Annotated in this window: 11 protein-coding genes and 1 pseudogene; 3 read left to right on the top strand and 9 right to left on the bottom strand. The window is 71.4% G+C overall.

Annotation, left to right across the window (positions count from 1 at the left end; genetic code table 11):
* Positions 1 to 23: 23 nt before the first annotated feature.
* The 6 genes from ASG74_RS07835 to ASG74_RS17610 all read right to left on the bottom strand — a co-directional run.
* Positions 24 to 1,265, bottom strand: coding sequence for a geranylgeranyl reductase family protein (locus ASG74_RS07835; protein ID WP_056141117.1), 1,242 nt, complete (start codon positions 1,263 to 1,265; stop codon positions 24 to 26).
* Between the two features lie 4 nt (positions 1,266 to 1,269).
* Positions 1,270 to 3,024: a 2-succinyl-5-enolpyruvyl-6-hydroxy-3-cyclohexene-1-carboxylic-acid synthase gene (gene menD / locus ASG74_RS07840; protein WP_056141120.1), complete on the bottom strand. Its 1,755-nt coding sequence runs from the start codon at positions 3,022 to 3,024 to the stop codon at positions 1,270 to 1,272.
* The gene (locus ASG74_RS07845; protein WP_056141123.1) at positions 3,024 to 3,482 is read right to left on the bottom strand and encodes a DUF3817 domain-containing protein; all 459 of its coding nucleotides are present in this window, start codon (positions 3,480 to 3,482) and stop codon (positions 3,024 to 3,026) included. The genes menD and ASG74_RS07845 overlap by 1 nt, the downstream gene beginning before the upstream one ends.
* On the bottom strand, positions 3,479 to 4,693 hold the full coding sequence (locus ASG74_RS07850) for an alpha/beta fold hydrolase (RefSeq protein ID WP_056141126.1): 1,215 nt from the start codon (positions 4,691 to 4,693) through the stop codon (positions 3,479 to 3,481). Before ASG74_RS07850 ends, ASG74_RS07845 begins: the two co-directional genes overlap by 4 nt.
* Positions 4,690 to 4,932, bottom strand: a complete 243-nt coding sequence (locus tag ASG74_RS07855; RefSeq protein WP_156465324.1) for a hypothetical protein — start codon at positions 4,930 to 4,932, stop codon at positions 4,690 to 4,692. Before ASG74_RS07855 ends, ASG74_RS07850 begins: the two co-directional genes overlap by 4 nt.
* Before the next feature lie 96 nt (positions 4,933 to 5,028).
* Positions 5,029 to 5,985: HNH endonuclease signature motif containing protein (locus ASG74_RS17610; RefSeq protein WP_235498853.1), on the bottom strand; the 957-nt coding region annotated here is incomplete at its 5' end.
* 1,061 nt (positions 5,986 to 7,046) lie between these two features.
* On the opposite strand from ASG74_RS17610, the gene ASG74_RS07865 reads away from it, so the two are divergent.
* Positions 7,047 to 8,465: a mycothione reductase gene (locus tag ASG74_RS07865; protein WP_056141137.1), complete on the top strand. Its 1,419-nt coding sequence runs from the start codon at positions 7,047 to 7,049 to the stop codon at positions 8,463 to 8,465.
* On the opposite strand, the pseudogene ASG74_RS07870 reads toward ASG74_RS07865, so the two are convergent.
* Positions 8,466 to 9,751: pseudogene (locus ASG74_RS07870) on the bottom strand (MFS transporter).
* 224 nt (positions 9,752 to 9,975) lie between these two features.
* Entirely contained in the window at positions 9,976 to 10,959 is a 984-nt protein-coding gene (locus ASG74_RS07875; RefSeq protein WP_056141140.1) for an o-succinylbenzoate synthase, read from the bottom strand.
* A 52-nt stretch (positions 10,960 to 11,011) separates the two neighbouring features.
* Between ASG74_RS07875 and ASG74_RS07880 the strand changes: the two genes are divergently transcribed.
* Together ASG74_RS07880 and ASG74_RS07885 are read left to right on the top strand one after the other, a co-directional pair.
* Positions 11,012 to 11,254, top strand: coding sequence for a hypothetical protein (locus ASG74_RS07880; protein ID WP_056141143.1), 243 nt, complete (start codon positions 11,012 to 11,014; stop codon positions 11,252 to 11,254).
* 42 nt (positions 11,255 to 11,296) lie between these two features.
* Complete coding sequence (locus tag ASG74_RS07885) at positions 11,297 to 12,247, top strand: 1,4-dihydroxy-2-naphthoyl-CoA synthase (protein WP_056141146.1); 951 nt, start codon at positions 11,297 to 11,299, stop codon at positions 12,245 to 12,247.
* A gap of 3 nt (positions 12,248 to 12,250) precedes the next feature.
* Here ASG74_RS07885 and ASG74_RS07890 read toward each other — a convergent pair whose 3' ends face one another.
* Positions 12,251 to 12,706, bottom strand: a complete 456-nt coding sequence (locus tag ASG74_RS07890) for a hypothetical protein (RefSeq protein WP_056141149.1) — start codon at positions 12,704 to 12,706, stop codon at positions 12,251 to 12,253.
* Positions 12,707 to 12,723: the final 17 nt, after the last annotated feature.

Here is a 12,723-nt window from a genome sequence, read left to right on the forward strand (position 1 = left end):
GGCGAACAGCCGGCGGCTGACGATCAGGTGAAGGGCGGCCGGTGCTCCAGGCGCACCGACTGGCGGCCGGCCCAGCGCCACACCTTGGCGGCACTGTCGCGGTCCTCCTCCGTCACGAGGTTGCCCATCCACCGCAGGGCGAGGGTCATCAGCCAGTCCGACCGCATGCCGGCAGGACCGAGCGTCGGCAGGACCCGCGGCACCGTGACGACACCGGCGAGCCGGCGGGCGATCGAGAACGCCTCGCCGTAGTGCTCCTTGAGCAGTGCCGGCCACGTCACCGAGAGGTCGGTGTCGAGCAGGTCCACGACGAACCGCCCGGTCTCGAGGCCGTAGTCGATCCCTTCACCGTTGAGCGGGTTGATGCAGGCAGCTGCGTCACCGATGAGGGCCCAGTTCGGCCCGGCGACCCCGCTGACAGCGCCACCCATCGGAAGGAGCGCACTCGTGGCCAGGCGGGCCTCGCCCTCCAACCCGAAGTGGGTCCGGCACTCCTCGACGTAGCGCGCCATGAGCGGCTTGATCGCCACCTCGGCCGGCCGCTTCGTCGTGGCCAGCGTGCCGGCGCCGACGTTCACCTGTCCACCGCCGAGCGGGAAGATCCAGCCGTAGCCCGACAGGATCTCGCCCTGCTCACCACGCAGCTCGAGGTGGCTGGTGATCCACGGGTCGTCCGCTTGGGTCGAGTCGACGTAGCAGCGCCCGGCCACGGCATACACGGTGTCCTTGTGCCACACCCGGCCGAGCACCTTGCCCAGGCCCGAACGCACGCCGTCGGCGACGACCAGCCGCTCGCACTCGATCTCGAAGGTTTCACCGTCGCGCTGGAACGTCACAGCCCTCACCCGGCCACCCTCGAGCCGGGCGTCGACCGCCTTGGCCCCCTCGACTCCGACGGCTCCGGACTTCAGGGCGGTCGTGCGGAGGTGGTCGTCGAGCTCGGTGCGGGCCACTGCCGAGCCCCAGTCGGGCAGCGACCCACCGGGCCAGCGCAGCTCGAGCACCTGCCCGAAACCGTGTGCCCGCAACCCCTGGTTGACCGTGTGGGCACGCAGCCAGTCGTCGAGGCCGAGCCTGGTGAGCTCGGCGATGGCACGAGGGGTGAGGCCGTCACCGCAGGTCTTGTCCCGTGGGAAGACGGCGGCGTCGGCAATCACCACGTCGCGCCCTGCACGTGCGGCCCAGGCCGCGGCGGCCGAGCCCGCGGGTCCGGCTCCGACGACGAGGACATCGGTGCGCTGCGGGACTGCCGGGCTCGTGGTCACGCGCTCATTCTCGCAAGCCGGGCGCTTCCCCCGAAATCGACAGTGCCTCGCTCGCGACCCGGCGCAGCCGTTCGTGCGCGCCACGGTGCGACTCGGGGTCGATCGGCACCTCCACGACAGTGATGCCGGCGGGAGCGGCCGAGAGCGCATCGGCTGCGGCTTCCCGGGTGCGAGCCAGGACATGGCGTATGCCGTGTGCCCGGCACAGTGCCCCGAAGTCGGTTCCGGTCGGGGTGCCGAAGATGCGGCCGAAGTCGTCGCTGCGCTCGGGCGTCCCGTGCTCGAGGGTACGGAAGATCCCACCACCACCGTCGTTGGTGACGAGGATCGTGAGGTCGGGTCGGGGCTCGTCCGGACCGATGGCCACGGCGTTCGAGTCGTGGAGGAAGGTGAGGTCACCCACCCAGGCGTAGCTCGGGACCTCAGTGGTCAGGGCCAGACCGATCGCCGTCGAGAGGCAGCCGTCGATGCCGGCCAGGCCACGGTTGGCGACGACGGTGAGCGGGGCGCCGCGGGGTGCGAGGCCGAGGTCGAGGTCACGCACCGGGTTGGAGGAGCCGACGAAGAGCCGGGCACCGTCGGGCAGGACCTCCCCGACGAGAGCGCCGACGGCGAGCCCCGTGCCCCACTCGGACGGCTGGGCCCGGATCGCCTGCGCCACAGCCGATCCGGCGTCGGACCATGAGGCCGCCCATGCGGTGTCACCGCCGTCGGGCTCCGTGTCGCCAAGCTCGGCCAGAGGACGGACCTCGTGGACGACGTGGCCGGGGTCGGACCACTGGGGCTGGGCACTGAACGCCTCGACGCGCACGTCCGCGTGGCGCAGGAGCCCCGCCACCGCGCGGGACAGCGTGACGCGGCCGACGACGAGCACGCGGTCCGGCAGGTGGCGGGAGAGCCAGCCGGCGTCGGTGAGGAGCAGAGGGCCGTGCGGCACCACGCCCGACCGGGAGTGGTCGCCGAACGGCTCGGCGATGACCGGATAGGACCGCGAAGCGGCCCAGGCGAGGACCTGCGCCGACGACACTGGTGCGGGCGCGAGGTCGCCCAGCACGACGAGGGTGCGCGGGATGTCGTGCATGGTCTGGGAACCGCCGATCCACACGTCGCTGGGCACCTCCACCCATGGCCCACCGTCAGACCTCCCTGCGTGAACCCCCCGACTGATTGCCCGTTCGGCCAGTTCGTCACTGTCTGGGGTGAGCGGGTCGCGGAAGGACACGTTGAGGTGGACCGGGCCGCGGTGTGAGGCCGGGGCACCATTGCCAGGGGCGCCGAGTGCGGCGGCGAGGGCACGGCATACGGATGTCCGGTGGAACGCCCCCACGGACTCGACCGACTCCGGGGCAGGCAGATCCGCGGACCACCGGACGGCTGACCCGAACATCCCCGGCTGGACGGTGGTCTGGTTGGCGCCGGTCCCCCGCAGCTCGGCAGGGCGGTCGGCCGAGAGCACGACGAGCGGCACACCCGTGTGGTGGGCCTCCAGCACCGCCGGGTGCAGGTTGGCGACCGCCGTGCCGGACGTGGTGATGACCGGGACCGGTGTGCGCGAACCCTTCGCGAGCCCCAGCGCCAGGAACCCAGCGGTGCGCTCGTCGACCCGCACGTGGAGGCGGAGGCGGCCTTCGCGCTCGGCCTGCTGCACGGCATACGCCAGGGGCGCGGAGCGCGACCCGGGAGCCAGGACGACCTCACGAACGCCACCACGGACCAGCTCGTCGACGAGGACCTGAGCCAGCGCGGTGGAGGGGTTCATCAGCTGCCCGAGGCCGGCGGGCCGACGAAGAGCGCCACGCCGGTGAGACCTGCCACGGCCACGACACCGACCACGGCCGCGAGCGCCGGGTTGCGCGTCAGCCAGGCGAGCACGCGCTCGGGCAGGGACCTCGGGCTCTCACCTCCGGCCGAGAAGCGCCAAGGGCCCTCGAGCTGGCCGGCCTCCTCCGTACGGCGGTCGAAGAGAACGGTCGCGAACGGCGGGACGGCGCTGACGAGGCCGAGCAGTCCGACCTGCGCGGGCCACTTCTGGTTGATCCAGGTGGCGACGGCGATGAGGCAGTAGGTGATGAAGACGACCCCGTGCACCATCCCGAAGATGCGCACGCCGAGCTCGGTGGTGTGCGTGACGTACTTGAGGAACATGCCGACCAGGAGCAGCGCCCAGGTGATGGCCTCGGCGGTCGCGGCACGACGGAAGAGCAGTTTGGGGGTCACGAGTCGCGATTCTGCCACCGCCGTCTGGTGCGGAACTCATGGACCACGGCCGTGGAGGCCGGCGCTGGCGCGAGTGCCGGGGCGAGCCCGGCTCGCCACTGGCGCAGGGAGCTGTCCCCCGACCGCTGCGCCCGACCCGCGGTCGTGACGTAGCCCCGCAGGTCGTGGGCCAAGACCCCTGCGGGCGCCAGTGCCGCCACGGTGGTCCAGCTGCCGCGATCCGGCGGGGGCACGACGTCGAGCATCGGCACGGCGTCGTTGGTGTGCTGCACGGACAGCACGGAGGTCGAGTCGGGGATGGGGAAGGCGTCGATGGGCGAGCCGGCCGTGACGACATGACTCACGCGGTGCTCGGCGGTGAAGCTCGGATCGGAGGCGAGGGCGGCCGCGACGATGCCGCCCTGGCTGTGGCCGACGATGACGACCCGGTCACCCGGTCGTCCCCGTCCTGCTTGCGCCAGGTCGAGCGCCTTGGCCGCAGCGACCTTGGAGGCGCTCGTGGCACGGAGCATGAGCGAGACGTTGGCAGGCCAGTCCATGGGGACCTCACCACCCTCGAACCACCCCTGCAGCCCGGGAGCGTGGGTGCCGGGCACCTGCAGCACCCAGGTGGTCGTGCCGTCGGCGGCCGGAAGCTCCACCACCCTGACGCGACCATCACGCCCCAGGGACTCCACCCCGACGAGCAGGGACGCTGTCGAGGTCGGGGTGGGCACCTTGGCCAGCGGAGCCGCTGGGGTCACCTCGACGTCCCAGCCGGTGCCCTCGTCGAGCAGGCCGACGCTCTGGCCCGTCACCTCGGTGAGGAGCCACGCGGTCGCCACGGCCTGGGCGTGCAGACCGGCGACCAGCCCTCGCACGGCCGACTCACCCCATTCGTACGTCGCAGCCGAGCTCGACGCCGACTCGGCGAGCTGCCTCAGTCGCACCACGGCGCCAGCCACGTCCGAGATCACGCCGGCGAGGTCGTGTCGACACCTCGCCACGAGCGGCAGGAGCTCGATGGGCGCTCCGAGCGCTCGAGCGCCGAGGCCCCAGTCGGCCCCTCCCATGCCAACCGTCGGCGCGGGGAGCTCGAGGCTGGCGTCGCGGGGAGTGACACGAACGACGGCCTCGGCGATGTTCCTGATGGTCGTGGCCGCCCTCCGCAGGTCATCGATGGCGACCTCCACCCCTCCCGCTCCCCCCGTGATGCGCAGGTCGTCGCTCACGCTGCCCGCTCGGCGGTCTCGGCGATCCGCTCGAGGAGGTCCGCCACGGCCTCCTCCCTCTCGGCAAGGCTGCGCAGCTCGCGCACCCTGCGGGAGATGAGGCGCCTGAAGGCGTCGGCTGACGGTGCCCGCCAGCTCAGCCCGGAGACCCCCACGAGCATCGCGCACTCGGCGCGCGTCTCCTGCGCTGCGAGCCTCCAGCGACGAGCGCGGTCCCTGAGATCCCCTGTGCTGTCCATGTGAACAGCCAACGCCCACAACCGATCCCGCGTCGATTCCAGATCCGCCATCTGTGGACGGTGGCCTGCGAGGGCTTCACCTGTGGACAACCGTGCTCAGGCGACCTGGAGCTCGTCGCGGGTGAGCCAGTCCTCTGGTGGGTCGGGTATCCAGCCGTGCCACGGGTCGTTCGCTAGCGGCAGGTCCTGGAGGTGGACGTCGGGAACGGGTTCGAGCCAGCCCTCACCGAGGATGGGTGGTGCGGTGGAGTCGTGGATGCGTCCGGTCGGGGTCTGGATGCGTATGCCGTGTGCCCCGGTGCTGTCGAGGCCGGTGGACTGCACCCGCACGTGCCACCCGTTGAGCTCCTTGACGAGGTTGTGCCGTTGGCACAGCCCTTGCCCGTTGCTGGCGTCCGTGGGGCCGCCGTTGGCGTGGGAGCGGGCGTGGTCGGACTGTGTCGCGGGGGCGTCACACCAGGGCACCCGGCAGGTCGGGTCCCGCAGCTCGAGGAAGCGCCGCAACCCACCCTCGAACCGGCGACGCACCGAGTCCAGGGCCACGAGGTTGCGCCCAGTGGGGTCGGTGAACAGGCGCCGCAACCACACGAACGCCGCTGCGTCGCTGGCGCCGTCAGCGTCGCGGCCGCTGCCAATGTCAGCGGCGGCATCACTGGCGCGGTCCCCGGCGCGATCCAAGAGCGCGGCAATGTGGGCACGGGCATCCGCCCCCGGGATGACGCCCCAGCCGGGGATGACCGCCACGTCATCGGCCGGCGCCTTGCCACCGAACGCGGCCGGCAGCAGCACCCGGTCGGTCATCACCAGGTTCACTTCCACCGGTTGCGGCTGGTCCTTCGCGCGCCCACTGAGCAGCTCCAACGCCCGGTCCGCCAGCCACGCACCCCTGCTCCGGGTGTCAGCCCGCGCCGCCGCGGCCGCCGCCTCCCACTCCTGGGCGGGGAGGTCGGGGTCGAGGACGTGGCGGCGCTTCTCCTCCGCTGTGAGGGCGACGTGGGCTCCGATGACGTCCTTGACCGGGCCCAGGATCGACAACCACGCCATCCCATCCGCNGAGGACGTGGCGGCGCTTCTCCTCCGCTGTGAGGGCGACGTGGGCTCCGATGACGTCCTTGACCGGGCCCAGGATCGACAACCACGCCATCCCATCCGCCGCCGGACGCACCGACAGCCGCCGGGACGCCACTGCCCGGCGGTTGCGCTCCGCCAGAGACTCCGCATCCAGTGCAGCACCCGCACGCTGTGCCGCCCCGGCTAGCGCCTTGTCGCCCATCATCGCCAGCTTCGACGCCAGGCGCCTGTCAACCTCACCGCGGTGCTCCCGGCTCAGGCACGCGGTCTCGCGCACCAGGATCATCGCCCGACGCTCACTGATCTCCCCACGCGTGAGCGCGCCCATCGTCTCCGGCATCTCCGACACCAGNCTCAGGCACGCGGTCTCGCGCACCAGGATCATCGCCCGACGCTCACTGATCTCCCCACGCGTGAGCGCGCCCATCGTCTCCGGCATCTCCGACACCAGCGCCTTCGCCACCCCCACGTGCTGGTCCGCCAGGGTCGGTGAGCACCGACGCGCCAGCGCGACCTCCGCGCGCACACTGCGCGAGTCCTCCCCCAACCCCTCACGGTCCACCACCGCAGCCGCCGTCAACCGCGCCTGCGCCGCCGCAGCCGCACCCTTGAGCGCCTCCAACGCCGAGACCGCCTCCAAGCGCTCCCGCTCGCTCACGCCCTCGGGGTCCACCGACGACAACCACGACACCAAAGAGACCACCTGCGCTGCAGGTACCCCACCCAGGATCGCGATCTCGTCCATACCCATCAACCTATCGACGACCACTGACAACGAGCCGTCGCAGCAAGCCGAACCGGTTGCGGCACAGGGCATCTGCGGCCCCGGGGTCGTGGCCTGTCGTAAGGGAGGCACTACAGGAAGGCGACGTGCGCCTCCCTCCCCAGCCGGACTCACAGGCTCACCCATGCGCACAGAGCTCCCGGCGAGCACTGACACTACCGGTGACGTCACGAGCCGACAGTGATGGCGTCCTTCAGAGGCCAAGCGGTTGGAGGGCCACGGCGCAGGCCACAGTGAGCACCCGGCATACCCTGAGCGCATGGCGACTCATCACGACCTCATCATCATCGGGACGGGGTCCGGGAACTCGCTCCTCACGCCCGAGCTGGACGGTCTCGACATCGCGATCGTCGAGGAGGGCACGTTCGGCGGCACCTGCCTCAACGTCGGGTGCATCCCGACCAAGATGCTGGTGCTTCCCGCCGACCGTGTCCTCGAGTCGCGCGAGGCCCAGCGACTCGGCGTGACCATCGGCGGCGACGTCAAGGTCGACTGGCCCGCGATCCGGGACCGCATCTTCACCGACCGGATCGACCAGATCGCCTCCGGTGGGGAGCGGTTCCGCCGCAGCCAGGCCTTCGTCACCGTGTATGCCGCGACTGCTCGTTTCGTGGGCGACCGTCGCCTGGCCCTGTCGACGGGTGAGGAGATCACCGCCGACCGGGTCGTCGTCGCGGCAGGCTCGCGCGCGAACCTCCTCGAGATCGACGGGCTCGACCGGGTCGACCCCTCGCGCGGGGTGCACACCAGCGACACCGTGATGCGCGTTGACGAGCTCCCCCGGCGGATGGCCATTGTCGGCGGCGGGTTCGTGGCCTGCGAGTTCGCCCACGTCTTCAGCGGCCTCGGCGTCGAGGTCACCCAGATCCAGCGGTCGGGTGCGCTGCTACGGGCCGAGGACGACGAGATCTCGCGCCGCTACACCGAGCTCGCCCGAGGTCGCCACGACCTGCGGCTCGAGACCGTGATCTCGTCGGCGACCCGGTCCGACGACGGCACGTGGACGCTGGAGCTCGAGGGCCTCGACGGCCGCACCGACGTCGAGGTGGACGCCGTCCTCATCGCGGTCGGTCGCACACCCAACGGTCCCCGGCTCGAGGTCGCGGCCGGCGGCATCGACGTCGACGAGGACAACATCGTGGTGGTCGACGCGCAGCAACGCACGACGGCCGAGGGCGTCTGGGCGCTCGGCGACGTCGCCAACTCGTGGCAGCTCAAGCACGTGTCCAACCATGAGGCCCGCGTGGTCGCGCACAATCTCGCCGTCGACACCGGGCGCCTTGACGGAGAGCCCATCGAGGCGGACCACAGGTTCGTCCCGCACGCGGTCTTCGGTCATCCCCAGATCGCGGCGTTCGGACCGACCCGGGCGCAGCTCGACGACGCCGGGACGCCCTACGTCCACTACACCCAGTCCTTCGGCGACACGGCCTACGGCTGGGCGCTCGAGGACTCCACGGGCATCCTCACCGTCTGCGCCGACCCGGACACCGGCCTGCTCCTCAGCGCCCACTGCATGGGGCCGCAGGCCTCGACCCTCATCCAGCCGCTCATCCAGGCGGCATCGTTCGGGCAGAAGGCGCACGACGTCGCGCGCGGCCAGTACTGGATCCACCCGGCTCTCGCCGAGGTCGTCGAGAACGCGCTGCTCGGCCTGGACTTCTCCGGCACGAGCTGATCAGGGCGAGGGCTCGCGCGCGTCGTAGCGCAGGAACCCCGACTGCAGCCGCGCGAGCACGACGATCGCTGTGATGCAGGCGAGTCCGCCGATCACCGCGGTCATGCCCTCGCCGACGTTGACGGCGACGAACCCCCCGACCAGCTCCCCGAGACGCGGTCCGCCTGCCACAACGACGATGAAGACGCCCTGCAGCCGCCCTCGCAGGTGGTCGGGTGTCGCGGACTGCAGGATGGTCGTGCGGAACACAGCGCTCACCGAGTCGGCGCCACCGGCGACGGCCATCGCCACCAGACCCGCCCACAGGGCCTGCCCCCGAGTCAGCACGTCCCCCGCGGCAAGCATGGCGGCGCCCAGGCCGGTGATCGCGGCGCCCCAACCGACGATCGAGATGAGGATGGCGCGTCCTTGGTGGATCACGGTGCCCAGGCGTCCTGAGAAGAACATCGCGCCGATCCCACCGAACGCCGCAGCGGCCGAGAGGGCACCGACGGTCGACGCCCCACCGCCGAAGATCACCGCCCCGGCCGCGGGGAACAGCACCCTCGGCTGCGCCAGGACCATGGCACAGATGTCGGAGATGAAGGTCATGCGCACGTTGGGTCGCGTCGCGAGGAACGTGAACCCATCGAGAACCGACCGTATGCCGGGTGCTCGCCGCTGCGCCTCAACCTCGCCAGTGTCGGCGGGTTCCGGTGGCAGGGAGGGCAGCCGGGCCAACCCCCAGAGAGCAGCTGTCGTGATCACGGCGTCGACGGTGTAGGCCGACTTGAAGCCACCCAGTCGACGAGCACGCCGGCGAGCAAGGGGCCGACGGTCATCGACGCGTTCATTGCGAAGACAGACAGCGCGTTGGCAGCGGGCAGCTGGTCGCGCCGCAGGATGCGCGGATAGATCGAGCTCCGCGCCGGGGACGACACGGCGTACGCGGCGTTCCAGGCGGCGACGAGCGCATAGAGCACCCACACCTGCGTGTTGCCCGTCCACGCCTGGAGGGCGCACAGGATGCTCACGACGAACGCGACGCTCTGCGCGATGAGCCCGACCACCCGCCGGTCGAAGTGATCGACCAGCGTGCCGCCGTACAGGCCCATGATGACGAGCGGGACGAGCGCGCACAGCCCCACGATGCCGACGGACGCCGTGGACCGGGTCAGCTCGTAGACCTGCAGCCCGATCGCGACCACCGCGAGCTGGGAGCCGACGTTCGACAGGGTGTAGCCGGCATACAACCGGCGGTAGTCCGGGTTGCTCCTCAGCGGTTCGGTGTCGAGGATCAGGGCCACGCGGACGACCCTAGGGCCGCCGAGAGGTGAGGCAGTAGACGGGACCGACAGGGTCTCGCATGACGGTCCAGAACTCGTGCTCGGAGACCAGCCTCGCCCCGGCGGCAAGGTGCACGTCGCGTGTGGCGTGCCGGTCGAGAGCTTTCGTGCGGGCGCGCGGCCCGTCGATGGCGGAGCGCGTCACCCTGCTCCAGAACCCGCGCGAACGGCTGGCGTCGCCTCGATCATGCGTGCTCCCACGCGGCGGTGAGTCGGTCCCGCCACCACCGCACGCGGTCCGGGGCGGCGGCATGACGGTCGAGCAGGTCGGGGTCCGCGACAACGCGGTGCACCGGCAGCTCGCCGTCGACGGGGATGAGCGAGTCGGTGGTGACGTCGCCGGCGAGCAGGGCCACGGTGCCGAGCCCGCAGGCGTGGTCCAGCCGGGGAAGGGCGGCCGCGAGCGCGACACCGGCAGCCATCCCGACGCTCGTGTCGAGGGCCGACGACACGACGGCCGGCAGTCCGCACTCCTCCACGATCTCGAGCGCACGACGCACTCCTCCGAGCGGTGCTGCCTTGATGACGATGAGGTCGGCGGCATCGAGGTCGCGCACCCGCATCGGGTCCTCGGCCTTGCGGATCGACTCGTCGGCTGCGACCGGGATGTCGATCCCCTTGCGCGCCAGCGCAAGTCGCAGGTCACGCAGCTCCTCGACGCTGGCACAGGGCTGCTCCGCGTACTCGATGTCATGGGTCGCCAGGCGCCCCAGCACGTCTGTGGCCGTGGCCACGTCCCATGCGCCGTTGGCGTCGACCCGGACCCGAGCGTGAGGTCCCATGGCATCGCGAACCGCAGCGACACGGCATACATCGTCCTCAGTGGACTGACCACGCTCGGCGACCTTGACCTTGGCGGTCGTGGTGCCCGGGAATCGTTGCAACACACCGGGGACGGCCTCGGGTGCAACAGCCGGGACGGTGGCGTTGACCGGCACAGAGAGGCGCAGCGGGTCCGGCCAGCCCGACCACGCCGCCTCGACCGCGGCCGCGAGCCAGCGACCAGCCTCGGGGGGGGCGTACTCGAGGAAGGGACCGAACTCGCCCCACCCCGCCGGACCCTCGAGGAGGGCGACCTCGCGCTCGGTGACGCCGCGGAACGTCACGCGCATCGGGATCGAGACGACCCGAAGTGTCGCGAGCAGGTCCTCGAGCGACGGCCCGGTCATCGGTTCCCTGAGGAGAGGAGCAAAAGCATGCTGCCGAACCTACTCTGGAGGCATGCAGACCACGATCAGCCTCGACTCGGCTCTCCTCAAGCAGGCCCGTGCGTACGCCAAGCGCGAAGGCCTGGCGTGGGACGAGTTCGCCGAGGGCGCTCTGCGTGCCCACCTCGAAGTCGTCGACCCGGACGGCACGGTCGACCCCGCGTCGCTCACCGAGGCCGAGCGGACCCACTTCGTCGTCGTGCCGGACGCGGTCGTCGAGGCCGAGGCCGGCGCCGACTACACTTGGCAGCGCTGACTCCGGAGGTCGGGCCGCTGGCTTCCCGTTAGGCTCCGACCCGTGACTGCGATCGATGGCGTGAGTGAGACGTTCGACCCGGCGGCGTGGGACGAGGTCGAGGGCTTCGACTTCACCGACATCACCTACCACCGGGCCAAGGGGCTCGGCGCGGTGCGCATCGCGTTCGACCGGCCGGAGGTCCTCAACGCCTTCCGGCCGCACACCGTCGACGAGCTCTACCGCGCGCTCGACCACGCGCGGCGTACGTCCGACGTCGGCGTCGTCCTGCTGACCGGCAACGGCCCGGGTCCCTCGGGCACCGGCAGCGCGGGCAAGTGGGCCTTCTGCTCCGGCGGCGACCAGCGCATCCGCGGGCGCTCGGGCTACCAGTACGCCCAGGAGGGCACCGACGACGTGACGGCCGCAGGCGTCGATGAGCGACGCGTCAAGACCGAAGGCGGGCGCCTGCACATCCTCGAGGTGCAGCGCCTCATCCGCACGATGCCCAAGGTCGTCATCGCCCTCGTGGGCGGCTGGGCGGCCGGCGGCGGGCACTCGCTGCACGTCGTCTGCGACCTCACGATGGCCTCGCGCGAGCACGCCCGCTTCAAGCAGACCGACGCCGACGTGGGCAGCTTCGACGGTGGTTTCGGCTCGGCCTACCTCGCCAAGATGGTCGGCCAGAAGTTCGCCCGCGAGATCTTCTTCCTCGGCCGGACCTACTCCGCCGACGACATGCACCGCATGGGGGCAGTCAACATCGTCTCGGCGCACGCCGAGCTCGAGTCCGACGCCCTGCAGGTGGCGCGCGAGATCCTGTCGAAGTCCCCCCAGGCCCAGCGGATGCTCAAGTTCGCGTTCAACCTCGTCGACGACGGGCTCATGGGGCAGCAGGTCTTTGCCGGTGAGGCGACCCGCCTGGCGTACATGACCGACGAGGCCGTCGAGGGGCGCGACCAGTTCCTCGAGAAGCGGAAGCCCGACTGGTCTCCCTTCCCCTGGTACTTCTGAGCCTCATCCCTGACCGCCGATGTCCACCTCGTAGGCCTCGTAGATCAGGTCCGCCCCACGCTGCCGGTGCCGGATGATCCGCCCGACGAGCTCGGTCGCCGCTTCCCGGTGCGCCGCGACGGCGTCCGCGCTCTCGAGCCCGGCCTCTCGCTCACCCAGCAGCCGCTGCACCACCTCGACGAACTCGACGTGCTCGTCCATCTGCACCTTGGACATCGAGGCGAGCCGTGGCGCCCGGGCCACGGCGTCGGCATACAGGCCACCCGGCTCCTCGGTGATGGCACGGTGGTCGCGCAGGTCGTGCTCGAGCTCGGTCAGCGCCGCACGCACCCGTCGCCGCCACAGGGGCCCCAGGCCGACCGGCAGGGCCAGGGCCGCGTCGAGCGCCGTCAGCGACTCCCCCAGCTCGGCCCGGTGCGCCCGGACCCGCTCGAGGTAGGCCGTGAACTCGGCGTCCATCCCGCCCATCATCCTCA

The sequence above is a fragment of the Knoellia sp. Soil729 genome, assembly GCF_001427985.1.
GTDB lineage: Bacteria > Actinomycetota > Actinomycetes > Actinomycetales > Dermatophilaceae > Knoellia.

What these genes read in the sequence shown, in the direction of transcription:
- menD (WP_056141120.1), bottom strand. Translation starts at nt 3,024, where the DNA reads ATGAACCCCTCCACCGCGCTGGCTCAGGTCCTCGTCGACGAGCTGGTC.
- ASG74_RS07855 (WP_156465324.1), bottom strand. Translation starts at nt 4,932, where the DNA reads ATGGACAGCACAGGGGATCTCAGGGACCGCGCTCGTCGCTGGAGGCTC.
- ASG74_RS07865 (WP_056141137.1), top strand. Translation starts at nt 7,047, where the DNA reads ATGGCGACTCATCACGACCTCATCATCATCGGGACGGGGTCCGGGAAC.
- ASG74_RS07875 (WP_056141140.1), bottom strand. Translation starts at nt 10,959, where the DNA reads ATGACCGGGCCGTCGCTCGAGGACCTGCTCGCGACACTTCGGGTCGTC.
- ASG74_RS07880 (WP_056141143.1), top strand. Translation starts at nt 11,012, where the DNA reads ATGCAGACCACGATCAGCCTCGACTCGGCTCTCCTCAAGCAGGCCCGT.
- ASG74_RS07890 (WP_056141149.1), bottom strand. Translation starts at nt 12,706, where the DNA reads ATGGACGCCGAGTTCACGGCCTACCTCGAGCGGGTCCGGGCGCACCGG.